Origin of the sequence: Pseudomonas sp. 29 (genome assembly GCF_002754355.1) — a bacterium.
Lineage (GTDB): Bacteria > Pseudomonadota > Gammaproteobacteria > Pseudomonadales > Pseudomonadaceae > Aquipseudomonas > Aquipseudomonas neuropathica.
Window position 1 is genome coordinate 5,859,214 of sequence record NZ_PEEY01000001.1, and the last position, 21,326, is coordinate 5,880,539.

Sequence of the window (21,326 nt, forward strand, 5' to 3'; positions counted from 1 at the left end):
GAGCGGGGTGGGTGCGGCTTTTGATTTGCTTCCGAATTTGAGTGCAGCTCGGTATTTCATGTCGGTGTATTTCCCGCAATCACCTCGGTCAGTTCCCTCTCCCTCCGGGAGAGGGTTAGGGTGAGGGGGCTTTTGATCTGCTTCTGGATTTGAGTTCAGCTCGGTATTTCACGTCGGCGTAGCTCTCGCAATCACCTCGATCAGTTCCCTCTCCCTCCGGGAGAGGGTTAGGGTGAGGGGCTTTTGATCTGCTTGCAGTGGTCAACTAATTCCGGACACCTCGATAGGTGGTTTTGACGCCATCGCCCGCTCGTAAGCGGTCGGTGGCAGATATCCCAGTTTCGAGTGCAACCGTTCGTTGTTGTAAAACCCAACGATGTACTCGGTGATGTCGCGGATTGCTTCAGCATGGTTCGCGTAGTCACGGCGCCATACCCGCTCCATTTTCAAACTCAAAAAGAAGCGCTCCATCACTGCGTTGTCCCAGCAATTACCTTTGCGGCTCATGCTCTGCTGCATGCCGTTTCTTGCCAGTAATTCTCTGTAAGTTGCACTCGCATATTGGCTACCCCGATCTGAGTGGGCAATCAAGCCTGGCGGCGGTTGACGCTGCGCGATAGCCAGTTGCATCGCGGTGCACACCAGCTCTGCCGGCATATTCGGAGCCATCGACCAGCCCACTATCTTGCGTGAAAACAAGTCCAATACCACGGCCAGATACAGCCAGCCACTGCGGGTGCGGATATAGGTGATGTCAGCCACCCAAGCCTTGTTTGGCGCCACTTGATCAAATTTTCTGCCCAGTACATTCTCTGCAATCGGCAGGTCATGATTGCTATCGGTCGTGTGTACAAACTTGCGCTTCCAAGCCGAACGCAGCCCATGAGCTCGCATCAAACGACGGATTTTATACAGCCCGACAAGCATGCCCTTGGCACGCAAAGCGTCGCGCAAAGGGCGGCTGCCGTAGCAGCCTCCACTCTCGGCAAAAGACGCCTTGAGTTGCACAACAACAGGACAACTCTGCCGAACAGGTGCATCAGCACGCTTCTGAGACTCATAGAAGCCCGAACGACTGATGCTCAGCAACCGACAGACATGTGCCACTGAGTAAGCCTTCTGTTGCAGCTGCCGAACCAGTCGATACGTTACTTCAGCTCGCGGGCAAAGAAGGCGGTAGCCTTTTTTAAGATGTCGTTGTCCATCTTGAGCTGCCGATTTTCCTGCTCCAACTGCCGGATGCGCTGCTGTTCCGCCGTCAATGGCTTGCCGATTCCGGCCTGTCCCAGTTGCTCTGCCTCGTATTGCTGAACCCAGCGTCGAACGGCTGTCTCACCAATGTTCAGATCCTGGCAAACCTGCGTAACGGTCAGTCCCTGGTCCTTGATCATCTTCACGACTTGCAGCTTGAAGCTGTCGTCGAATGCCCTGCGTTTTTTAGTCATGAATAACTCCTCGATAGATGTATTTTCCACCTATCGGGGTGTCCGGGGAAATTAGACCACTGCAGCTTCTGGATTTGAGTTCGGCTCGGTATTTCACGTCGGCGTAGCTCTCGCAATCACCTCAATCAGTTCCCTCTCCCTCCGGGAGAGGGTTAGGGTGAGGGGGCTTTTGATCTGCTTCTGGATTTGAGTTCAGCTCGGTATTTCACGTCGGCATGACTCTGGCAATCACCTCGGTCAGTTCCTTCTCCCTCCGGGAGAGGGTTAGGGTGGGGGGGCTTTTGATCTGCTTCTGGATTTGAGTTCGGCTCGGTATTTCACGTCGGCGTAACTCTGGCAATCACCTCGGTCAGTTCCTTCTCCCTCCGGGAGAGGGTTAGGGTGAGGGGCTTTTGATCTGGGCTATGCAGCCGGTTGTTGTAAGATGCGGCATCTTCAACCTTGCGAGCAGCGAAAATGGATTCTCACTCGATATTGACCTTCACTCTGGTCGCGGCAATTGCCATCGCCAGCCCGGGGCCGGCGACGTTGATGGCGATCAATAACAGTCTGGCTCACGGGCAGCGCAGTACGATCTGGTCGTCGCTGGGGAATGCCAGTGGGCTGTTCTGTTTGTCGGCGGCGGCGATGTTGGGGTTGGGGGCGTTGTTGGCCAGTTCTGAAGTGCTGTTTAACGCGGTTAAGATCATCGGGGCCGGGTATCTGTTCTACCTCGGGGTCAAGCAATTGTTCAAAAAGGGGCCGATGCTGCCGGATGGGATTGAAGGTGAGGCGGGCAGGGTGCGACCGACTCGCGGCAAGCTGTACAAGTCGGCGTTCCTGACGGCGGTGACCAATCCCAAGGCGACGATGTTTTTTACTGCGTTGTTTCCGCAGTTCATTGATCAGGGCGCGGCGTTGCTGCCGCAGTTTCTGATCCTGACCTCGATCTTCATGGCGTTGTCAGTGTCGTCACTGAGTGTGTACGCCGCGCTGGCTTCGCGCGCGAAGGGCGTGCTGACCCGTCCGGCGTTGTCCCGTTGGGTCAGTCGTGTGGTTGGTTCGACCTTTATCGGTTTTGGCGCGGCGATTCTGACAATGCGGCGGCAGGCGGCTTAAAGCCATTTGTACCGGGCCGGGAGTCTCGCCACGAAGCAGGTTCCCGACTCGGCGCTTGAGGTCACGCTTAATGTACCGTTGTGCGCCATCGCGATCTGCGAGGCGATATACAGCCCCAGCCCTAAACCCTCGCAACGTTGCCCGGCCTCGGCGCGGGAGAACGGTTCAAACAGCAGTGGCAGCAGTTGCGCTGGAATCGGTGTGCCCTGGTTGGTCAGGGAGATCACGATCTCGTCATTTTCCGCATACGCCTTGAGGACGATTGGCGCGCTGTTCGAGCCATGGGTGGCCGCGTTGCCCAGCAGATTGGAAAGCAATTGGCTGATGCGCAGCGCATCGCAATAAATGCCCGCCGGCACATCCAGTTCATGGATAAACACCGCTTGGGGATGGGACGCTTGTACCTCGGCGAGGGTCAATTGCAAGGTGTGCTGCAAGTCGTCCACCAACTTGCGCTGCACCGGAATCCCGCCACCCAGACGTCCTCGGGCAAAGTCGAGGATGTTTTCGATCAACACGCCCATGCGCACCGAGCTGTTGCGAATCGCCGCAATCAGGTTGAGTGAACGTTTGTCTTCGGTTTTGCTTTCCAGCAAGTCAGCGCTCATGCGCACCGCGCTCAGTGGTGTGCGCAAGTCGTGGCCGAGAACGGCGATGAATTGCTCGCGCAGGCGCCCGAGTTCATTGGCGTTGTTCAGCTCGATTCGGGTCGCTTCCAGATGGCGTTGGGTGTCCAGGTTCATGGCGATCAATTGAGCGAACAGGGTCAGTGTTTTGGTGATGGCCGGTTCGTCGATATTGGCCGGGACCGAGTCGATGGCGCACAGCGTACCGAAGAAGTCGCCATTGGCTTTGACGATGGGAATGGAGATGTAGCTTTCCAGCCCATAGGTTTTCGGCGTGTGGTGCAGCGAAAAAACCGGGTGCGCACTGGCGTGCCCGAAGATCACCGGCTGCTTATGCTGGCGGATCTCGTGGCAGATGGTCGATTCAAGTACCAGTTCGCCACCGGGTTTGAGCCCGAAATCAATGGAGTCATCGACAGCGCATGCCACCCAGTTGCTTTCGGTGACCCGCGCGACTGCGGCGAAACGCATGCCGGTGAGGTGTTTGACCATGCTCAGGATGACTGGCACCGCGTCAATGCTGCGGATCGCGTCAATGTCAGGGGTAAAGGCCGGATTGGTCATGGCGCGATGCTTCGTGAAGAGTTCGCTCAGAGACTAACGGTTAATACTGCTCATGACTAATGAAGAGACCAGAAAGTACAAGGGCGCCGTAGCTTTCCCCGGCGCCCTTGCTTGTTGCTGATCATAAGGTCAGCGACTCAGAACTTGTACTTCGCCGTCAGCATATAGCTGCGCGGGTTGCCGTAGTTGTCGTTGGAGCCCCACGTAACATTGGAGCCGATGGCCGAGTAGTAGACGCGATCAAAGATATTGTTCGCGTTGACCTGCAGATCCAGGTGTTTGTTGACCTCGTACCCAGCCATCAGGTCGGTGACCGCATAGCCGCCCTGTTCAAGGCGGTAGCTGCCGTTATTGGCCAGAGCGACGTCGTTGTACATGCGGCTCTGCCAGTAAACGTTGCCACCCAGGCGCAAGTGTTGCAGCGGACCCTGGAAGCGATAGACGGTGGACACCTTGAACAGATGCTCTGGCGTGTCGGTTTCGAAACGTTGATTGTTGTTGGCCGGGTTTTCGTCCTTGATGTAGTGCGCGCGCGTATAGGTATAGCCAGCGCCGACCTGCCAGTTGTCGGTCAGCGCGCCTTGCAGTTCCATGTCCACGCCCTGGCTGCGTACCTTGCCCGATGAGCCGTAGCAGGTCAGGACCGGGCAACCGAACTGATTGTCGGCCTGGGTGGCACGACCGGTCTGGTCCATCTGGAACACCGCCAGACTGGCGTTGAGGGCGCCGTCGAAGTACTCGCCCTTGATGCCGACCTCGTAGTTTTCGCCGACGATCGGTTCGAGCACCTTGCCGCCGAGGTCCTTCTGGGTTTGCGGGGTGAAGATGTCGGTGTAGCTGGCGTACACCGAATGATGGTCGTCGAGCTTGTAGATCAGGCCGGCATAACGGGTCAGGTTACGCGTGACTTTGTAGTCGCCATCGGCCGTGCGGTCATCGTAGTCGTACCAGTCGAGACGGCCGCCGAGGATCAGCGTCAGCGGATCGGCCAGGCTCAGGCGAGTGGTCAGGTACACCGCGTCCTGAGTGGTGACGGTGCGGGTTTTGCCGTCCCGTACGAAATCAGGTTTGGGCGCGCCAATCGGCCAGGCCGTGGTGTACGGATCGTATTCCTTGGTGGTCGCGTCATACACCCGGTTGCTGGCGCCGACCACCAGTTCGTGGCTGCGGCCGAACGCTTCGAACGGGCCACTGGCGAACACGTCGAGCGAGCGCTGCTTGTCGGTGTGATGGGATTGATAGGCCGTGGTTTCCAGCGGGCCGGCGTAACGCGACAGGTAAGTCCCGGAGAACTCGCCGTCGAGGGTCGAGGACGAGCCGGCGACGTGCAGTTTCCAGTCGTTGTCGAAACGATGCTCGACTTCGCCGAACACAGTATCGATCTGCAGCTTGCGGTTTTCCCAGTCGGTGCCCGGGTAGGTGGAGCGGGGCAGGTCGAGGTGGTGGCCGTTGGTGCCGATCGGCAGGCCGCCCCAGAAATAGTTGGTCTGTTCGTTCTGACGCGAGAAGCCGAGGGTCGCGGTAGTGCTGTCGCTGAGGTCGGCTTCACCGATGGCGTAGAACAGGCCGTGGTCGTTTTCTTCCTTGTCGCGGAAGCTGTCGGCGCCTTGATAGGAACTGACCACCCGGCCACGCAGGGTGCCGCTTTCGTTCAACGGGCTGGAGGCGTCGATCTCGCCACGGTAGTCATCCCAACTGCCGGCGGCGCCGGTGAGGGTTACACGCTGATCGGCCGTCGGGCGTTTGCGCACCAGGTTGATCGCCGCCGAAGGGTTGCCGGCGCCGGTGACCAGGCCGGTCGCACCACGGACAATTTCGACGCGGTCGAACATCGCCAGATTCGGTTGCACCGCCATCGAGAACGGCGAATAGGAGCTCGGCAGGCCGTCGTACATGATGGTGTCGATGTCGAAACCGCGCGAGCTGTAAGTCTGCCGACCCGGGCCGCTGGCCTGACTGAGGAACAGTCCCGGCGTGCCTTTCACCACGTCGTTGATGCTGGTCATGTTCTGGTCGTCCATGCGCTGACGGGTGATCACTGTTACTGCTTGGGGTGTTTCGCGCATGGTCAGCGACAGCTTGGTCGCCGTCCGCATCGGGCCGGTGGTGTAGGACTGGGTGTCTTCGGTGGTGCTGCTCATCTGGGTCGCGCCGATTTCTGTCGCGTCCAGTTCCAGCGTGGCCGGCGCGGCTGTTTCAGACGTGGCAGGTGTTGCCTCGTCGGCCAGCGCCGGTGTGATGCTGGCCATGCAAATGGCGAGTGCCAACAGGTTTGGTGAACGGTTTGAGCGGCGGTGTATGGTGCAAAACGACATCAATCTGCTTCCCCAAATGATACGAAAACGAATCCAGTGCGAGTGCGTGTAGGAATTATTCGCATTAGTCTGTCAGATCATTCCGGGTGAAGAAAGGCGTACGGCTCAGTTAGTTAACGAATTTTTCACAATCGGACGGGCGCTCTACGGCGCGGGTTGGCGCAGAGTCGTGGTTTTTCGGGGGCGAGATAGAAGCAAAACGGGCCGATCACAAACGCTTGTGATCGGCCCGCTGCTGAACGTGATGAAAGGGCTGTCAGTTCAAATCTTCAGCCTGGTGACGCTCGGGTACTTGGGTTGTTTCATCACCCCAGGTGCGATTGACGCGTTGCCCACGAACGACCGCCGGCCGCTGGGCGATGTCCTCGGCCCAGCGCTGTAAATGGGTGTACTCGTGAGCGGCGAGAAACTCGGCCGCCGAATAAACGTTGTTGCGCACCAATTGCCCGTACCACGGCCAGACTGCGATGTCAGCGATGGTGTAGCTGTCGCCGGCCAGATAGGCGCTTTCGGCCAGACGCCGGTCGAGCACGTCCAGTTGCCGCTTGGCTTCCATGGTGAAGCGGTTGATCGGGTACTCCATCTTCTCCGGCGCATAGGCATAGAAGTGTCCGAAACCGCCGCCCAGGTAGGGCGCCGAGCCCATCTGCCAGAACAGCCAGTTCAAGGTTTCGGTGCGGCCCGCCGGATCCTTCGGCAGGAATGCGCCGAATTTTTCCGCCAGGTACAGCAGGATCGAACCGGATTCGAACACACGAATCGGCGGCTCAACGCTACGGTCCAGTAGCGCGGGGATTTTCGAGTTCGGGTTGATCTCGACGAAACCACTGGAGAACTGATCGCCCTCGCCAATGCGGATCAGCCAGGCATCGTATTCGGCAGCGCTGTGCCCCAGCGCTAACAGCTCCTCCAGCATAATCGTCACTTTGACGCCGTTGGGCGTGGCCAGCGAGTAGAGCTGCAACGGATGCTTGCCGACCGGCAAGGTCTTGTCATGGGTCGGCCCGGCAACCGGCCGGTTGATGCTGGCGAACTGGCCACCGGACGGGGCTTCGTTTTTCCAGACCTGGGGCGGAACGTACGGTGCTTTGCTCATGTAAGGGGCCTCATCTTGGCAAGTGGAAAAAATACCTCGCTGATAATAGACAGCACACCACAGAACCCGCTTCCTGATCCAGAGTGCGATTGATCGGTCTCATCAGTCATTTCGCGCGCAGGTAGCGAATCCATTCGCTGGCTTTTCTGAAACCATAAAAACCCAGGATCGAGACGGCGATGACCGCGATCATCGGCCCGATCACACCCAGCCCTGTGGTCATCTGGGCGTAGGCCGCGAGGGACAGGGCAAGCACCGCATAGCCGGCGAGGTACCTCCTGTAGGCGATCAAGAGCGTTGGCACCATCAGGACGACGAACAGATGAGTGGCGATGGTGATCAGGATTTGTGCGACCAATTGGACAGGCACGCTGCCCATGGATGCCTGAGCCATGGTTATCTCGGCGTCGTACAGAAACATCTGCAGTGAAATGACGGTTATTGCGGCCATTACCAGCGCAGCCAACGCCGCAATTTTTGAGCGTTTCATCTGATCTCCAATGGGTGAAGCAACGTCTGATAAATGAATCTTTCAGCCTCAGCGCTGCGGCCATTGATCCTTGATTTCAAACCACGGCGCCTTCGACGTGACTTCCACATGTTGCTGTTTTTCCGTGGTGAACGTCGTGTCGAGCGTGCCCAGCGCAACCGAGATCCAGCCGTTGAATTCCCCTTGATTGCTTGCCCAGAACAGCGACGAGCCGCAGTGCGTGCAGAACTGGCGTTGTACCGATTCAGACGATTGATACGACTTCAGATGGTCAGCACCTTCCAGCAACTCCAGGTTCTGGCGCTGCACGCTGCCATAGCTGGCAAACGCCGCGCCGTGGCTTTTGCGGCACTGGCTGCAGTGGCAGTGCGAAAGCGCTTTGGGCCTTGAACGGATCTGGTATTTCACCGCGCCGCACAAGCAACTGCCCCGGAAGGTTTGAGGGGAGGGCGTGAGCATTGTTATTGCGAATCCTTGTAGGTAATGGCTTGTTTCAAGGGGGCAGGTGACTGCGACAGAAACCCGCTGATCAGGGAAATCACCTGTTGCTGAATGACCGCACGTGGACGACCGCCCTCGCCATCAGTGCAGATGATGCTGTCGCCCGGTACATCCTCGTCGAGCATGGCCACGGCGCCAGGTTTGCAGATTGCCATGAAACTGAAGTGACTGGCGTCGCTGATCTCGACATAACGCGATGAGGTTTTTGGCAGACGTTTCGCGAGGTCGACGGACTCCAGTTCAGCGGGCAGTTCTTTCGACGGCACGCCAGCAGCGATCACCAGGATCGGCACGGGGTAGGCCGCGAGGCTCGCGTCGGTCATCCCGCGCGACAGGCCCAGATCCAGTGAAACCACGGCAGTGACGCGCTTGTCACGCCAGTCGGCGGCCAATTGAGCTTTCGCTTGCGCGGTGTTTGCAGTGTTCATTTGTTGGTAGGCGGTGCAACTGGCGAGTTGCGTGTGGACCTTGCAGTCTTCGGCAAAACGCTCGGGGTCAAAGCGCGCGCCGCCGGCTTCGAGGACCGTCCAGCCGCCGAGCGAATGGCCGACTATGGCAATGCGATCCTGGGTCACTGCGCCGAATTTTTCCGGTTGCGCCGTCACCGCATCAATGGCGCGGCTGAGGTCAACGGGGCGCTGCCACAACTGCGCCGCGGCTTGCGGGCTGCGATCACGGCTGGTGGTGCCGGGGTGGTTGACCGCTGCGACGATGTAACCCTGACGGGCCAGCGCGCTGGCCAGCCATGTCTGGTTGATCCAGCTCCCGCCATTGCCGTGGGATAGCACAACCAATGGATGCTCGCCTTTGGCGGCCGGGGCGTTGAGCACCGCAGGGGCGCCGACGAATACCGGGTTGTCGCCGAACAATTGTGGTGTCGCAGCGGTGGTCGCACTCGGGTACCAGACGACCATTTCTACCGGGCGCTCATTGCGCGGATCCGCCAGCGTGGCGTACTGGAAACCAACGGGTTGGGCGTCAGCGAAGGCGTGGCTGCTCAAGCAGATCAGTAGTAGGGCACCGAGCGTTTTTTTCATTGTTGTTATCTTCCGTGATAGGCCGATTGGGCGAGGTGGACTTTGCCCGATTTCGCGCGCTTCAGCGAGCCTCTTTGAACCCAGAATCTTAAACATTTTCCATCGGCCAGCGCGTGGCCAGATGCGCTGTCAGATAATCCAGAAAGGCTTTGACCTTCGGCGTCATCGCCGCGCGTTCTTGCACGCAGGCATAGATGTCCATTGGCTGGACGACGCTGTGTTCAAACAGCGGCACCAGTTGCCCGGTCGCCAGGAAAGGCGCTGCAACAAACTCCGCCAGTCGCGTGATCCCTGCACCGTGAACCGCCATTTGCGCCAGTGCATCAATGTCATCACTGATGGCGGTGGCGTTGACAGGGGCGTCGAAACGCTGCCCGTCGCGGATAAAACTCCAGCGCAGAAAACGCCCGTCCAGGGGATAACGAAAGGCCAGGCAGGCATGGTTTTGCAAATCATCCGGCGATTGCGGCCACCCGGCACGCTGAAGATAGGCCGGCGCGGCGCACATGATGAAGGGCAGCGAAACGATCTTGCGCGCGACGATGCCGTCCTCCAGTTGCGGTTTGATCCGCAGGCTCAGGTCGATACCGTCCTGGATGTGGTTGATCTTGCCGTTGGTGGTGGAGAGTTCGATGAGCAGGCGCGGGTGCAGTGCGCCGAAACCGGCAATCAGCGACGCCAGTACGTGGCGGCCGAACGCCGATGTCGAGGCGATACTCAGCCGACCCTGCAAATGGGTTTCATCGCTGCTGATCGAGCTTTGTGCCGATTCCAGATCCGCGGCAATCCGGCGGACTTTCTCGTAGTACACCGCGCCGTTTTCGGTGAGCGCCATGCTGCGCGTGGTACGTTGCAACAGACGCACGCCAAGGTGCGCTTCCAGCCGATTGAGCGTCTGGCTCACCGCCGCCGCGCTCACCCCCAGGGTCTTGGCGGCGCCGACAATCGAGCCGGCTTCGACCACTTTGATAAAACAGGCAATCGCCGTCAGCAGATTCATTCATCGTCCCGTTGAGGGTTGATTCGTAAGTTCTGCTTTATAAAGTACCTGCGATTAACCGTCTAGTTGCAGCAGAAAGGCTTTGTTAACGTGCGGGCTCCCTGTCAATGGATGGAAAAGCCATATGAATCAACCGACAAGCTCTGAAGCCCTGATCATCAGCCGTCGCAAACTGTCGCCACGTGCTACGCCTTATGTGTTTGCGCTGTACATGGCGACGATCATGGCGTTCCTGATGTCGTTGGTGATCACCGCTGCCAATTCGGGCATTGATAACAACTACCTGAGTAATGCCTTGCACGCCTATAAGCTGGCGATGCCGGTGGCGTTCCTGTGCATCCTGGTCGTGCGGCCGATCGTGATCAAACTGGTGGCGTTCACGGTGCATCCGCATCGTTGAAAGCCTCCGCGTCATCAGTGGCTGTTCTACCAACTTCGCGAGCAGGCTCGCTCCCACATTTGCAACTCAATTCCCAGTGGGAGCGAGCCTGCTCGCGAATGGACTCACCACCGATCGACAGGTCTTGTGGGGAACTCAGAAAAACAAACAAGGATTGGCCTGAGGAAACCAATCGAAACTTCGCCAACAACCCAGCTGTCCAGACCCTTACACCTCCCGGCGGATGTGCTGTCGGGGCAGCTCCATGCAGCGGAGAAAGACGAGGATCGAGATGACGATGACAGTGGGAGATTTTCTGGTTGAGCGGCTCAGTGAATGGGGTGTTACGCGAATATTTGGTTATCCGGGCGACGGCATCAACGGCGTGTTCGGCGCGCTGAGTCGGGCCAAGGGCAAAATCGAATTCGTTCAGGCGCGGCATGAAGAAATGGCCGCGTTCATGGCCTCGGCACACGCCAAGTTCACCGGCGAGCTGGGTGTGTGCATCGCCACGTCCGGCCCGGGCGCCTCGCACCTGATCACCGGCCTCTATGACGCGCGCATGGACCACATGCCGGTGCTCGCCATCGTCGGTCAACAGGCACGCACGGCATTGGGCAGCCACTATCAGCAAGAGCTGGATCTGGTGTCGATGTTCAAGGATGTCGCCGGGGCATTTGTGCAGCAGGCGTCGGCGCCTTCGCAGGTGCGGCATTTGCTTGATCGCGCAGTGCGCACGGCCGTGGGCGAACGGCGGGTAACCGCGCTGATTCTGCCCAACGATTTGCAGGAGCTGAAATACGAAGCACCGGCTCGCGCCCATGGCACCGCGCATTCCGGCGTGGGTTACACGAAACCCAAAGTACTGCCTTATGACGAGGATCTGCAGCGTGCCGCCGAGGTTTTGAATGCGGGCGAGAAGGTCGCCATTCTGGTTGGCGCCGGGGCATTGCAGGCGACCGATCAAGTCATCGCGGTGGCCGAAAAGCTCGGCGCCGGTGTCGCCAAGGCCCTGTTGGGCAAAGCCGCGTTGCCGGACGATCTGCCTTGGGTCACCGGCAGCATCGGCCTGCTCGGCACCGAACCGAGCTACAAACTGATGAGCGAATGCGACACTTTGCTGATGATCGGCTCGGGTTTTCCGTATTCGGAATTTCTGCCCAAGGAAGGCCAAGCGCGCGGTGTGCAGATCGATTTGCAGCCGGACATGCTCAGCCTGCGTTATCCGATGGAGGTCAATCTGGTCGGCGACTCGGCGGAAACCCTCGCCGCGTTATTGCCACTGCTCGAACAGAAAACCTCCAACAAGTGGCGCAAGAAAATCGAAGGCTGGCGCAGCAGTTGGGAGAAAACCCTCGAAAGACGCGCCATGGCCAAAGCCGACCCGGTCAACCCGCAACGGGTGGTCTATGAGCTGTCGCCACGCTTGCCCGATGAGGCCATCATCACCAGCGACTCTGGCTCCTGCGCCAACTGGTTCGCCCGTGACCTGAAAATCCGCCGTGGCATGCAGTGCTCGTTGTCCGGTGGCCTGGCGTCCATGGGCGCCGCAGTGCCTTACGCGATTGCCGCCAAGTTTGCTTATCCCGAGCGTTCAGTGATTGCGCTGGTGGGCGATGGCGCAATGCAGATGAACAACATGGCCGAACTGATCACCGTCGCCAAATATTGGCGGCAATGGGCGAGTCCGAAATGGATCTGCGCGGTGTTCAACAACGAGGATCTTAATCAGGTCACGTGGGAGCAGCGAGTGATGGAGGGCGATCCGAAGTTCGAAGCGTCGCAAAGTATCCCGGACGTGCCTTACCACTTGTTCGCCATTTCCATTGGCCTGAAAGGCATCTTTGTCGATCGCGAAGAAGACGTCGCCGCTGCGTGGGAAAAGGCATTGGCCTCGGAAGTGCCGGTGGTGATCGAGTTCAAGACCGACCCGAACGTGCCGCCCTTGCCGCCGCACATCAAGCTTGAGCAGGCGAAGAAATTCGCCACGACGTTGCTCAAGGGCGATCCGGATGAAGCCGGGGTGATCGTGCAAACCGCCAAACAGGTGCTCGGCGCGGTGCTGCCCGGCAAAAAATAATCGGTAAACGCACAGGTTTGATCGTTCCCACGCTCTGCGTGGTAATGCAGCCCGTGACGCTCCGCGTCACTGGACACGGAGCGTCCCTTGAGGCATTCCCACGCAGAGCGTAGGAACGATCAGGCAGGAGAAACCCGCAGGTGTACTTTTGATTTTCATCGGCTGTGCAGGCTGGAGTCTGGGACGCGAGCACTGGCCGGTATTTCCGGTAGAGGGCACGCATTTGCAGCGCTACGCCGCGCGACTCAATGGCGTGGAAATCAACAGCTCGTTCTACCGTCCGCATCGCCGGCAAACCTATGAGCGTTGGGCCGATGGTGTACCGGAGAACTTCCGGTTTTCGGTGAAAATGCCCAAACACATCACCCATGAGTTACGCCTGGCAGGTTGCGAGGCGGCGCTGGACAGGTTTCTGGCTGAATGCGGCGGTCTGGGCGAACGCTTGGGCTGCTTGCTGGTGCAGTTACCACCTTCGCTGGCGTTTGACGCCGCCATCGCCGAAACCTTTTTCACGACATTGCGCGAGCGGTTCTCCGGCGCGGTGGTGCTTGAGCCAAGGCATGAATCGTGGGTCAGCGCCGAGCCGATATTAATGACTCACCGGATCGCCCAAGCAGCAGTCGATCCTTCGCGCATCCGCCGTGATATTTCGCCAGCCGGTTGGACGGGAACCCAGTATTGGCGCCTGCACGGCTCACCGCGCATTTACCACAGCGCCTACGATTCACCTTATCTGCAACACCTCGCACACGCCTTGCTGTCAGCGACCGCTGCAGGTGCCACAACCTGGTGCATTTTCGACAATACCGCCAGCGGCGCAGCACTGGGTAATGCCCTGGCGCTGGCGACGCTGACCTCCGCTTGAATCAGGCCGACAGGTGCTCATACAGAATCGTCGCACCGACAATCATCAGCACCACGCCCCCGACGATTTCCGCACGCTTGCCAACCACAGCACCGAGCACTCGGCCGAGCATCACGCCAATAGTCACCATGGTCATGGTCGCCAGACCGATCGCCGCTGCCGCGACCCAGATGTTCACGTCGACAAACGCCAGGCCGACGCCGACCGCCAGGGCATCGATGCTGGTGGCAAACGCGGTAACGGCGAGAATCAGGAAGGAGTGCGAACCGGGTTTTTCTTCCTCTTCTTCTTCGTGTTTCAGACCGTTGTAGATCATGTGCAGGCCGAGAACCAGCAGCAGGGTGAAGGCGATCCAGTGGTCCCATTCAGCCACCCAGCGAGTGGCTGCCTGACCGATCAACCAGCCGATGATGGGCGTGATGGCTTCGATCACGCCGAAGATCAAACCGGTGCGCAGGGCTTCGGTGAGGCGTGGTTTGTGCAGGCTGGAGCCTTTGCCGATGGCGGCGGCGAACGCATCCGTGGACATGGCCAGAGCGAGGAAAATGAGGGAAACAGGATTCACGGGGGCACACTTCCAGTCGGGCTATGAGTCAACGACACAACCACACGCCCGACTTTAGGCATGGATGTGTCGTCGGTCTCACCAACCAAAAGGTGTTCGCACCACGGCATGTTGCCGAGAATGTTGATACGAACGCTTCCGAAAGGCTCGGAAACAGGCTACTCCCCAACGAGGCTGCGGATCTTAACAGGTCGATATGAAAATTTCGTCAAAACCATTGCATCGGACGTCAGGTGCAGCGCGTCACGCGGGTTTCTCGTTGATGCGCAATTCAGCACACAAGCCCCCCTGCGGCAGGTTGTACAGCTGCAAGGTGCTGCCGACCTTGCTGACGATCATCTGCACAATCGCCAGGCCCAATCCGGCGCCATTGGCGTGGCCGTGGCTGTAGAAACGCTCAAACAGACGCGCGTAGTCGGCTTCGTCGATGCCGGGACCAGCGTCCTCGACACTGATGTACACCGCGCCGGATGCCTGCGGCTGGACCTGCACGCGCACTTCGCTGCCGGGCGGGGCGAAGTTCAAGGCGTTGGTGACCAGATTCTGCAGGGCGATGGCCAGCGCCACAGGGTCGGTTTCGACCGGGCAGTGATGATCGCTGTCGAGAATCAGTTCGACGTCCTTTTCCCAGGCCAGTGGCGCCAGTTCAGCGAGTTCTTCGCGCACCAGCGCGGTGAGTTCCACCGGACTATTTTGCGGGTTGGCCAGGCGCGGCTCGATGCGCGCCATGGTCAGCAACTGGCTGGCAATACGGGTCGCGCGGTCTACGGCGCTGACCAGAAACTCCAGCGCTTCTTCGCGTTGTTGCGCGGTACTGGCAAGCTGCGCGTTTTGCGCATGGATGCGCAGGATCGCCAGCGGCGTGCGCAATTCATGGGCGGCATCGGCGATAAAGCGGCGTTCGCGGGCGAGCAGATTGTCGATCTGCTGCAGCAGGCGATTGAGCGCGGTTTGCATCGGTTCAAGGTCGTGGGGCAGGGGCCTGAGGTTCAGCGGCTTGAGGCTGTCGGTGTTGCGCCCGCGAATGGTCTGCGCCATGGCGCGCAACGGTTGCAGCCCCCAGCCAATCGTCAGCCAGATCAGAACCGTCAGCACTGGTACGCCGATCACGCTCGGCCACAACGTGTGGCCAACAATACGCTCGATCAGATCCTGCCGAATGTCATCGCGTTCACCCACCCAGATCAACAACCCTTGCTGCGCGTCCTTGAGCAGAAAGGCGCACCAGTCGCGGCCGTTTTCCATCAGATCATGAGAACCGAGGGTGGTCGGCGGCGCAGTAAGTTCCGGTGCTTCGGCCGAGCGCATCAGCAATTGCCCGTCGCTGCGCCAGACCTGAAAGGTCAGACGGGTTTCGTAGGGATGTGCTGCCTCGCCATCGCCGACCCGGCTCATCGCTTCATCGAAGGCCTGATGCAGCCGCTGCCAGTCGTTATCGCCTGGGGCGCGTTGCGCCAGCACACCCTGAAGCAGGCGTGCGCTCTGCGCCAGTTGTGCGTCGTAGACCTCTTCGATTTCATGATGGCTGTCGCGCAATACCAGCCAACTGATCAGCACATCGCCCATCAACACCAGGATCAGCACCGGTACCAGAATCCGCGCACGTATCGAGATCATGCTTTGCCCGCCACCACGTAACCGACGCCGCGCACGGTGCGGATCAACTCGGTCGAGAGTTTTTTGCGCAGGTTGTGGATCAGCACTTCGAGGGTGTTGCTCTCGACCCGTTCCTGCCAGCCATACAGCGCCCCCGAAAGACGCTCGCGGGTGACGACTTTGCCAGGCCGGGCCAGCAGTTGATGCAGCAGTTGATATTCCATCGGCGTCACCACCACCTCGTTGCCGTGCCAGGTGACTTGCTGGCTGAGCGGATCAAGGCACACGCCGGCATGTTCCAGCACCGGTTGCGCACGGCCCTGACTGCGCCGCAGCAAGGCGCGGATGCGCGCCTTCAACTCATCGACATCGAATGGTTTGATCAGGTAGTCGTCGGCACCGGCGTCGAGGCCGGCGATGCGTTCGGCGGTGCCATCGCGCGCGGTGAGGATCAGCACCGGCAAATCCTGCTGCTCGCCGCGCAATTGCTGGAGCAAGGTCAGGCCATCGAGGCGGGGCAGGCCAAGGTCGAGCAGCAGCAGATCGAAGCTTTCACTGCGCAGCGCATGCAAGGCACTGACACCGTCCTGCAGCCAGTCGAGGGTGTAGCCTTCGCTGCTCAGGGCAACGCGAATGCCTTGTCCGAGGGCACGATCATCTTCGACCAGAAGCAGGCGCATGGGCGGTTCTCTGTGAACAATAGGGTGTTGGATGGGCGGCATGATGCCGCCACACATCGCGCCGTGGCAGGCTATCCGACGGGAAAGATGTAACGACTCGTTGCCAACTAAGCTTTCGCTAAGGTTGCTTTTGCACAGTGAGGCCTTCCTCATCCCGCGAGAGTGATTCCATGCGCAAACTGCTGCTGTTGTCTTTGATCATCGCCAGCCCGTTGGCCGTCGCCGGCCCGCAATGCACCACCGCCGAGCGCTCGCAATGGCAAGACCAGAACGCCTTTCAGGAAGAGCTGAAAGCCCAGGGCTACGAGATCAACAAGTTCAAGGTCACCGACGGCAACTGCTACGAGATCTACGGCTTCGACAAGGACAAACGCAAGGTCGAGATCTACCACGACCCGGTCAGCGGTAAAGCGGTCAAGACCGAGATCAAGGGCTGATGCCGGATGCATCCCTGCGCCTGTGGGATCCCGTGGTACGACTGTTTCATCTGTCGATCGCGGGCGTCTTCGTCGCCAATTATTTCTTCAATGAGGCCGGTGATGACTGGCATGTCTGGCTCGGCTATTACGCCATGAGCTGGCTGTCGGTGCGGATGGTGTGGGGATTCGTCGGGCCGCGCAGTGCACGCTGGGCGGACTTCTGGCCAACGCCATCGCGTTTGCTCGGCCATGCGCGGTCGTTGCTGGCCGGGCGGCCCGAGCATCGCCTCGGCCACTCGCCGATTGGCGCGCTGGTGATGATCCTGATGTTGCTGGCATTGCTGACCATCGGCCTCAGTGGTTGGGCGATGGAGGAGGTCGACGCTTTGTGGGGCGCCGATTGGCCGCTGCTCGTACACGAAAGCGCTGCCGACGGTTTGCTGATTTTGGTCTGCGTCCACACCGCTGCTGCTGTGTTTGAAAGTTTTCAGGTTCGCGACAACTTGCCGTTGTCGATGCTCACAGGACGTCGTCGCCGATTGCCGGATGATTCGACGCGCTGACAAGGATGTCTGCCCATTGTTAACCCTCTTGTCCTTGCCGCGAGTCTCCTATGCGTGCGTTGTCCTTTCGCTTGACATTTACCCTCGGCAGCCTCGCTGTGTGCCTGATCTTTCTGGCGGCGTGGCGCAGTCATCCGACCCACGTGCTGGCGCCATTCGCGCTCTCGGCTGCGCCAGTTGATGCCGCGCAGCCACCTTCCGAGCCGATGTACAGCAGCCGTTTCGTCTCCTCGCAACTGGACGATTTTGTTCATTCGTCGTCGGTCACGGCGCTGCCCGGCGGCGACCTGATGGCGGTGTGGTTTGCCGGCTCGCGCGAAGGCGCTGCCGACGTGCAGATCCGCACGGCGCGGTTCGACGCGAAGACGGCGGAGTGGGGCGCCGAACACGTGTTGGCGACCCGTGAATCCACCCGCGACGGCACGCGCCGTTACATCCGCAAACTCGGTAACCCGGTGATCGCCCTCGCGCCGGACCAGCGTTTGTGGATGTTCTATGTCTCGGTGTCCGTTGGCGGTTGGGCGACCAGTGCGATCAACGTGATGGTGTCCGAGGACTTCGGGCGCAACTGGTCGACGCCTCGACAGTTAGTCACCTCGCCGTTTTTCAACATCAGCACGTTGGTGCGCGCCGCGCCGGTGTTCCATGCCGACGGCTCGATAGGTTTGCCGGTGTATCACGAATTCATGGGCAAGTTTGCCGAATACCTGTATCTGAGCGCGGACGGCGCGGTGATCGATAAATTCCGCATCAGCCGTGGCAAGCACTCGTTGCAACCGACCATCGTGCCGCTGGACGGCCACCGCGCCGTGGCCATGCTGCGCTATGCCGGCGAGACCCATCATCGCGTGCTCGCCAGTCGCACCAATGACGCCGGTCAGACCTGGAGCGAACCGTATCCGTTGGAACCGGCCAACCCCAACTCGTCGCTGGCGGCGGTGGGCACGGCTGACGACGGCTTGCTGGTGGCGCTCAACGATTTGCAGGACGGCCGTTTCAAACTCAGCCTGTACGGCACCGATGCCAACCTCAACGATTGGCGCGCCGTCATCGATCTGGATCAATCGCCCGATCCGCTCGGCCAGCCGTTCGCCCCCGAAGCCTACAAAGCGATCATTGGTGAAGGCTTCCGGGCCTCCAGTGGCGCGCGCCGCTTGCCATTGGAGCAACGCTTTCTGAGCAATCTCGATTACCGCGTGTGCAAACCACGCGGCTGTGATTTCGAGTACGAATACCCGTATTTCAGCCGGGGTTCGGACGGTCTCTATCACCTGGTGTATTCGTGGAATAACACCTTCATCAAACATGTCAGCTTCAACGATGCGTGGCTGGCGGAGCGCCTGTGATGATGTTTCCCTGGCAAGCCCATTTCAGTTTCATCCTGCTCGGTTTTGTTTTGCTCAGTGCGCTTGGCCTGGCCCGACGCTGGCGGCCGTGGCTGCTGCCGTTGTTGGCTCTGGCCAGTTTTGTCCCGGTCAGCGAGCTGCCGCTGGCGGCCTATGTGCGCAGCTTTACCGACGATCTGGCGATCACCACGCTGGTGTTGCTGTCCTGGTTCAGCCTGCTGCGCCTGGGCGTGGTTCAGCCGTTGCCCACGCTCAAACGGGTCCAGGTGCTGGTGCTGTTTGGTCTTATGGCACTGATCCTGTACCCGGCGACGATGGGCCTGACCTATGTCGATCCTTACCGCTGGGGCTTCAACCCGCGACCGATGATTGTGCTGATCGGGCTGATCACACTGGCGCTGTTATGGCTGCGCAACGGATTGGGCGTAGCGATGCTGGCGCTTGGCACGCTGGCCTTCGCGCTGCGCCTCAAAGCCTCGGAAAACTATTGGGATTACCTGATCGATCCGCTGCTGGTCGGTTACTGCCTGGTCGCCGGCGCTGCGTTTTGCATCCGCGAAGTCTGGCGCCTGTTGCGGCCGGTCTTGGCCGTGCCGACATCTTCAAACTGAATCACGACACTGAGGTCAACGATGGGGTGGTTGCAATCGCGGCGCCTGCGCTACGGCGTAGGGGCGGCAGGTTTGACGTTTTTACTCTTGGCCTTTCTGCGGCTGGGGTTTGTGCTGGGCTTTTCCGGTGTCGATGTCAGCGCGTTCGCCGACGACCCGCAACTGCGTGAAACCCTCGGCATCGGCTTGCGCTTCGATCTGCGCCTTGCCGTGTTGCTGATGTTGCCGCTGGCGATATTGGCCTGGCTGCCACGCTGGAACCTCACGCGCGTGCCGTTGCTGCGCCGTGTGGCGCGGGTCTATTGGTTGCTGGCGCTGGGCGTAGTTGGTCTGGTTTACATCATCGATTTCGGCCATTACGCCTACCTCGGCGTGCGCATCAACGCCACGGTGCTGCGTTATCTGGAAGATGCGCAGATCTCGCAGCAAATGGTCTGGGAAACCTATCCGGTAATGTCGATCGCCCTTGGTTGGCTGGCGGTGCTGTTGCTGTGGTTCTACGGATTTCTGCGCCTGGAACGCGCGACGCTGGCTCGTGAACCTCGGGCCATCCGCCGTACCTCGTTGATATTTGCCAGCAGCGTGGGCCTGGTGGCTGTGCTGTTGGCGTTGCTCGGTCGCGTGGAAAATCTCAACCTGGAAAACCCGGTGCCGTTGCGTTGGAGCGATGCGTTTTTCTCCGGCAATGCGCAGATTGCCGCCGTAGGCCTGAACCCGGTGCTGTTCCTCTACGACACGCTCAAGGCTGGACAGGCGCAGTTCGATGAAGCGCAGGTGCGCGAGCATTACCCGGTGATTGCGCGCTATCTGGGCGTGGCGCAACCGGATGCGCAGACGCTGAAGTTCGAGCGGCAACAAACGGTGCAACCCTATCGTGTCGCCGGAACGCCGAACGTGATGTTCGTCATGCTCGAATCGTTGGGCACCAGCGCGGTGGGCGCCTATGGCAACCCGCTGAACCCGACGCCGAATCTTGATCGACTGGCGACCGAGAGCTGGTTTTTCCGCCACTTCTACGTGCCTGTCACCGGTACTGCGAAAACCGTGTGGGCCAGCATCACCGGGGTGCCGGACGTTACCCGTCAGGAGACTGCCACCCGGCATCCGCTGATCACCCGCCAGCACACGCTGATCAACGCCTTCAGCGATTATCAGAAGCTCTACATGATCGGTGGCAATGCCGGATGGGCGAATATCAATGCGCTGATCCAGCAAAGTATCGAGGGCGTGAAGCTGTATCAGGAGAGCGACTGGCGTTCGCCGCTGGTGGATGTCTGGGGGATTTCCGATCTGGACTTGTTCAAGGAAAGCGACCGCATCCTGCGTGACTTGCCCAAGGACCGAGCGTTTTTCGCCTACGTGCAAACGTCGGGTAACCATCGGCCGTTCACCATTCCCAAAGACAACGACGGCTTCCAGATCAGTAATCTGTCGCTGGAGCAGGTGCAAGCCGCCGGTTCACGCAGCGTCGAGCAATACAATGCCGTGCGCCTGCTGGACTTCAACATTGGCAAGCTGATGGAACTGGCCAAGGCCGGCGGCTATTACGACAACACGATTTTCGTGTTCTTCGGCGACCACAACACCCGCATCAGCCAGATCCCGCACATGCCACCGGCCTTCGAACAACTGGGGCTGGAAAGCAACCATGTGCCCATGCTGATTCATGCGCCGGGCTTGCTTAAACCCAAGGTGATCGATGAAGCGGTGGGGCTAGTGGATCTGCTGCCGACCGTGGCGGGCATGGCCGGTATCCCGTTCAGCAACGGCGCGATGGGCCGTGACATTCAGCAGCCGGCGCCGGAAGGCGAGCGCGTGGTGCCGCTGGTGTTGCGCGAAGGTACGTTCCCGTTGATCGGCGGCGTGACCCAGCATCATCTGCTGCAAATGCAACACGACGGCAGCGCGCCGACCTTGCATGACCTGCGCTCAGCCACGCCGCGGGACAACGTCGCCGAGCAACACCCGCAGGAGTTTCAGCGCTTGGTGGAACTGACGCGGGGGTTGCATGAAAGTGCGCGGTTGATGCTGTATCGCAATGTGCGTTGAG

At 59.8% G+C, this 21,326-nt stretch carries 20 protein-coding genes and 1 riboswitch; of the genes, 9 read left to right on the plus strand and 11 right to left on the minus strand.

Annotation, left to right across the window (positions count from 1 at the left end):
- Positions 1 to 261 precede the first annotated feature (261 nt).
- Positions 262 to 1,445 (minus strand): IS3 family transposase gene (locus tag CLU80_RS27265; RefSeq protein WP_286079706.1). Its coding sequence is split into 2 segments (ribosomal slippage): positions 262 to 1,181 and positions 1,181 to 1,445, totalling 1,185 coding nucleotides; the frame shifts between segments, so codons are not numbered across the junction.
- A gap of 456 nt (positions 1,446 to 1,901) precedes the next feature.
- Here CLU80_RS27265 and CLU80_RS27270 point away from each other — a divergent pair.
- Positions 1,902 to 2,543: a LysE family translocator gene (locus tag CLU80_RS27270; protein ID WP_093433198.1), complete on the plus strand. Its 642-nt coding sequence runs from the start codon at positions 1,902 to 1,904 to the stop codon at positions 2,541 to 2,543.
- Here CLU80_RS27270 and CLU80_RS27275 read toward each other — a convergent pair.
- The 7 genes from CLU80_RS27275 to CLU80_RS27305 form a co-directional block, all read right to left on the minus strand.
- Positions 2,540 to 3,733 (minus strand): GAF domain-containing sensor histidine kinase, encoded by a 1,194-nt coding sequence (locus CLU80_RS27275; RefSeq protein WP_099758980.1) that lies wholly within the window; start codon positions 3,731 to 3,733, stop codon positions 2,540 to 2,542. The two genes, CLU80_RS27270 and CLU80_RS27275, sit on opposite strands and share 4 nt — an antisense overlap.
- 137 nt (positions 3,734 to 3,870) lie before the next feature.
- Positions 3,871 to 6,048, minus strand: a complete 2,178-nt coding sequence (locus tag CLU80_RS27280; RefSeq protein ID WP_099758981.1) for a TonB-dependent siderophore receptor — start codon at positions 6,046 to 6,048, stop codon at positions 3,871 to 3,873.
- A 256-nt stretch (positions 6,049 to 6,304) separates the two neighbouring features.
- Positions 6,305 to 7,144, minus strand: coding sequence for a glutathione-dependent disulfide-bond oxidoreductase (gene yghU / locus CLU80_RS27285; protein ID WP_099758982.1), 840 nt, complete (start codon positions 7,142 to 7,144; stop codon positions 6,305 to 6,307).
- A gap of 106 nt (positions 7,145 to 7,250) precedes the next feature.
- Positions 7,251 to 7,634 (minus strand): hypothetical protein, encoded by a 384-nt coding sequence (locus CLU80_RS27290; RefSeq protein ID WP_093433186.1) that lies wholly within the window; start codon positions 7,632 to 7,634, stop codon positions 7,251 to 7,253.
- A gap of 48 nt (positions 7,635 to 7,682) precedes the next feature.
- Positions 7,683 to 8,093 (minus strand): GFA family protein, encoded by a 411-nt coding sequence (locus CLU80_RS27295; RefSeq protein WP_099758983.1) that lies wholly within the window; start codon positions 8,091 to 8,093, stop codon positions 7,683 to 7,685.
- A gap of 2 nt (positions 8,094 to 8,095) precedes the next feature.
- Positions 8,096 to 9,172, minus strand: coding sequence for an alpha/beta hydrolase family protein (locus CLU80_RS27300; protein WP_099758984.1), 1,077 nt, complete (start codon positions 9,170 to 9,172; stop codon positions 8,096 to 8,098).
- 88 nt (positions 9,173 to 9,260) lie between these two features.
- A complete protein-coding gene (locus tag CLU80_RS27305) occupies positions 9,261 to 10,172 on the minus strand; it encodes a LysR family transcriptional regulator (RefSeq protein ID WP_093433180.1) in 912 nt (303 codons plus the stop codon).
- A gap of 124 nt (positions 10,173 to 10,296) precedes the next feature.
- On the opposite strand from CLU80_RS27305, the gene CLU80_RS27310 reads away from it, so the two are divergent.
- The 3 genes from CLU80_RS27310 (at position 10,297) to CLU80_RS27320 (ending at position 13,496) form a co-directional block, all read left to right on the plus strand.
- Positions 10,297 to 10,572: a DUF2798 domain-containing protein gene (locus CLU80_RS27310; protein ID WP_099758985.1), complete on the plus strand. Its 276-nt coding sequence runs from the start codon at positions 10,297 to 10,299 to the stop codon at positions 10,570 to 10,572.
- A gap of 271 nt (positions 10,573 to 10,843) precedes the next feature.
- Entirely contained in the window at positions 10,844 to 12,631 is a 1,788-nt protein-coding gene (locus tag CLU80_RS27315; protein ID WP_099758986.1) for a thiamine pyrophosphate-requiring protein, read from the plus strand.
- 148 nt (positions 12,632 to 12,779) lie between these two features.
- Entirely contained in the window at positions 12,780 to 13,496 is a 717-nt protein-coding gene (locus tag CLU80_RS27320) for a DUF72 domain-containing protein (RefSeq protein ID WP_099758987.1), read from the plus strand.
- A 1-nt stretch (position 13,497) separates the two neighbouring features.
- On the opposite strand, the gene mntP is transcribed toward CLU80_RS27320, so the two are convergent.
- The 3 genes from mntP to CLU80_RS27335 all read right to left on the minus strand — a co-directional run bounded on the left by mntP (position 13,498) and on the right by CLU80_RS27335 (position 16,337).
- On the minus strand, positions 13,498 to 14,061 hold the full coding sequence (mntP, locus tag CLU80_RS27325) for a manganese efflux pump MntP (protein WP_093433172.1): 564 nt from the start codon (positions 14,059 to 14,061) through the stop codon (positions 13,498 to 13,500).
- 8 nt (positions 14,062 to 14,069) lie between these two features.
- Positions 14,070 to 14,241, minus strand: a riboswitch (yybP-ykoY riboswitch).
- A 63-nt stretch (positions 14,242 to 14,304) separates the two neighbouring features.
- Positions 14,305 to 15,678: an ATP-binding protein gene (locus tag CLU80_RS27330; protein WP_093433170.1), complete on the minus strand. Its 1,374-nt coding sequence runs from the start codon at positions 15,676 to 15,678 to the stop codon at positions 14,305 to 14,307.
- Entirely contained in the window at positions 15,675 to 16,337 is a 663-nt protein-coding gene (locus CLU80_RS27335) for a response regulator (RefSeq protein WP_099758988.1), read from the minus strand. The genes CLU80_RS27330 and CLU80_RS27335 overlap by 4 nt, the downstream gene beginning before the upstream one ends.
- 170 nt (positions 16,338 to 16,507) lie before the next feature.
- Here CLU80_RS27335 and CLU80_RS27340 point away from each other — a divergent pair, with 170 nt between their 5' ends.
- From CLU80_RS27340 to CLU80_RS27360, 5 genes are read left to right on the plus strand one after another with little or no spacing between them, the layout of a single operon-like run.
- Positions 16,508 to 16,774, plus strand: coding sequence for a PepSY domain-containing protein (locus CLU80_RS27340; RefSeq protein WP_099758989.1), 267 nt, complete (start codon positions 16,508 to 16,510; stop codon positions 16,772 to 16,774).
- A complete protein-coding gene (locus CLU80_RS27345; protein ID WP_099758990.1) occupies positions 16,774 to 17,319 on the plus strand; it encodes a cytochrome b/b6 domain-containing protein in 546 nt (181 codons plus the stop codon). The genes CLU80_RS27340 and CLU80_RS27345 overlap by 1 nt, the downstream gene beginning before the upstream one ends.
- Positions 17,320 to 17,369: 50 nt before the next feature.
- Positions 17,370 to 18,665, plus strand: coding sequence for a sialidase family protein (locus CLU80_RS27350; RefSeq protein WP_099758991.1), 1,296 nt, complete (start codon positions 17,370 to 17,372; stop codon positions 18,663 to 18,665).
- Positions 18,665 to 19,276, plus strand: a complete 612-nt coding sequence (locus CLU80_RS27355) for a hypothetical protein (RefSeq protein ID WP_093433159.1) — start codon at positions 18,665 to 18,667, stop codon at positions 19,274 to 19,276. The genes CLU80_RS27350 and CLU80_RS27355 overlap by 1 nt, the downstream gene beginning before the upstream one ends.
- Before the next feature lie 21 nt (positions 19,277 to 19,297).
- Positions 19,298 to 21,325: an LTA synthase family protein gene (locus CLU80_RS27360; RefSeq protein WP_099758992.1), complete on the plus strand. Its 2,028-nt coding sequence runs from the start codon at positions 19,298 to 19,300 to the stop codon at positions 21,323 to 21,325.
- Position 21,326 lies beyond the last annotated feature (1 nt).

Coding starts and splice junctions, on each gene's coding strand:
- CLU80_RS27270 (WP_093433198.1), top strand. CDS start 1,902: ATGGATTCTCACTCGATATTGACCTTCACTCTGGTCGCGGCAATTGCC.
- CLU80_RS27275 (WP_099758980.1), bottom strand. CDS start 3,733: ATGACCAATCCGGCCTTTACCCCTGACATTGACGCGATCCGCAGCATT.
- CLU80_RS27280 (WP_099758981.1), bottom strand. CDS start 6,048: ATGTCGTTTTGCACCATACACCGCCGCTCAAACCGTTCACCAAACCTG.
- yghU (WP_099758982.1), bottom strand. CDS start 7,144: ATGAGCAAAGCACCGTACGTTCCGCCCCAGGTCTGGAAAAACGAAGCC.
- CLU80_RS27290 (WP_093433186.1), bottom strand. CDS start 7,634: ATGAAACGCTCAAAAATTGCGGCGTTGGCTGCGCTGGTAATGGCCGCA.
- CLU80_RS27295 (WP_099758983.1), bottom strand. CDS start 8,093: ATGCTCACGCCCTCCCCTCAAACCTTCCGGGGCAGTTGCTTGTGCGGC.
- CLU80_RS27300 (WP_099758984.1), bottom strand. CDS start 9,172: ATGAAAAAAACGCTCGGTGCCCTACTACTGATCTGCTTGAGCAGCCAC.
- CLU80_RS27305 (WP_093433180.1), bottom strand. CDS start 10,172: ATGAATCTGCTGACGGCGATTGCCTGTTTTATCAAAGTGGTCGAAGCC.
- CLU80_RS27310 (WP_099758985.1), top strand. CDS start 10,297: ATGAATCAACCGACAAGCTCTGAAGCCCTGATCATCAGCCGTCGCAAA.
- CLU80_RS27315 (WP_099758986.1), top strand. CDS start 10,844: ATGACGATGACAGTGGGAGATTTTCTGGTTGAGCGGCTCAGTGAATGG.
- CLU80_RS27330 (WP_093433170.1), bottom strand. CDS start 15,678: ATGATCTCGATACGTGCGCGGATTCTGGTACCGGTGCTGATCCTGGTG.
- CLU80_RS27335 (WP_099758988.1), bottom strand. CDS start 16,337: ATGCGCCTGCTTCTGGTCGAAGATGATCGTGCCCTCGGACAAGGCATT.
- CLU80_RS27340 (WP_099758989.1), top strand. CDS start 16,508: ATGCGCAAACTGCTGCTGTTGTCTTTGATCATCGCCAGCCCGTTGGCC.
- CLU80_RS27345 (WP_099758990.1), top strand. CDS start 16,774: ATGCCGGATGCATCCCTGCGCCTGTGGGATCCCGTGGTACGACTGTTT.
- CLU80_RS27350 (WP_099758991.1), top strand. CDS start 17,370: ATGCGTGCGTTGTCCTTTCGCTTGACATTTACCCTCGGCAGCCTCGCT.
- CLU80_RS27355 (WP_093433159.1), top strand. CDS start 18,665: ATGATGTTTCCCTGGCAAGCCCATTTCAGTTTCATCCTGCTCGGTTTT.
- CLU80_RS27360 (WP_099758992.1), top strand. CDS start 19,298: ATGGGGTGGTTGCAATCGCGGCGCCTGCGCTACGGCGTAGGGGCGGCA.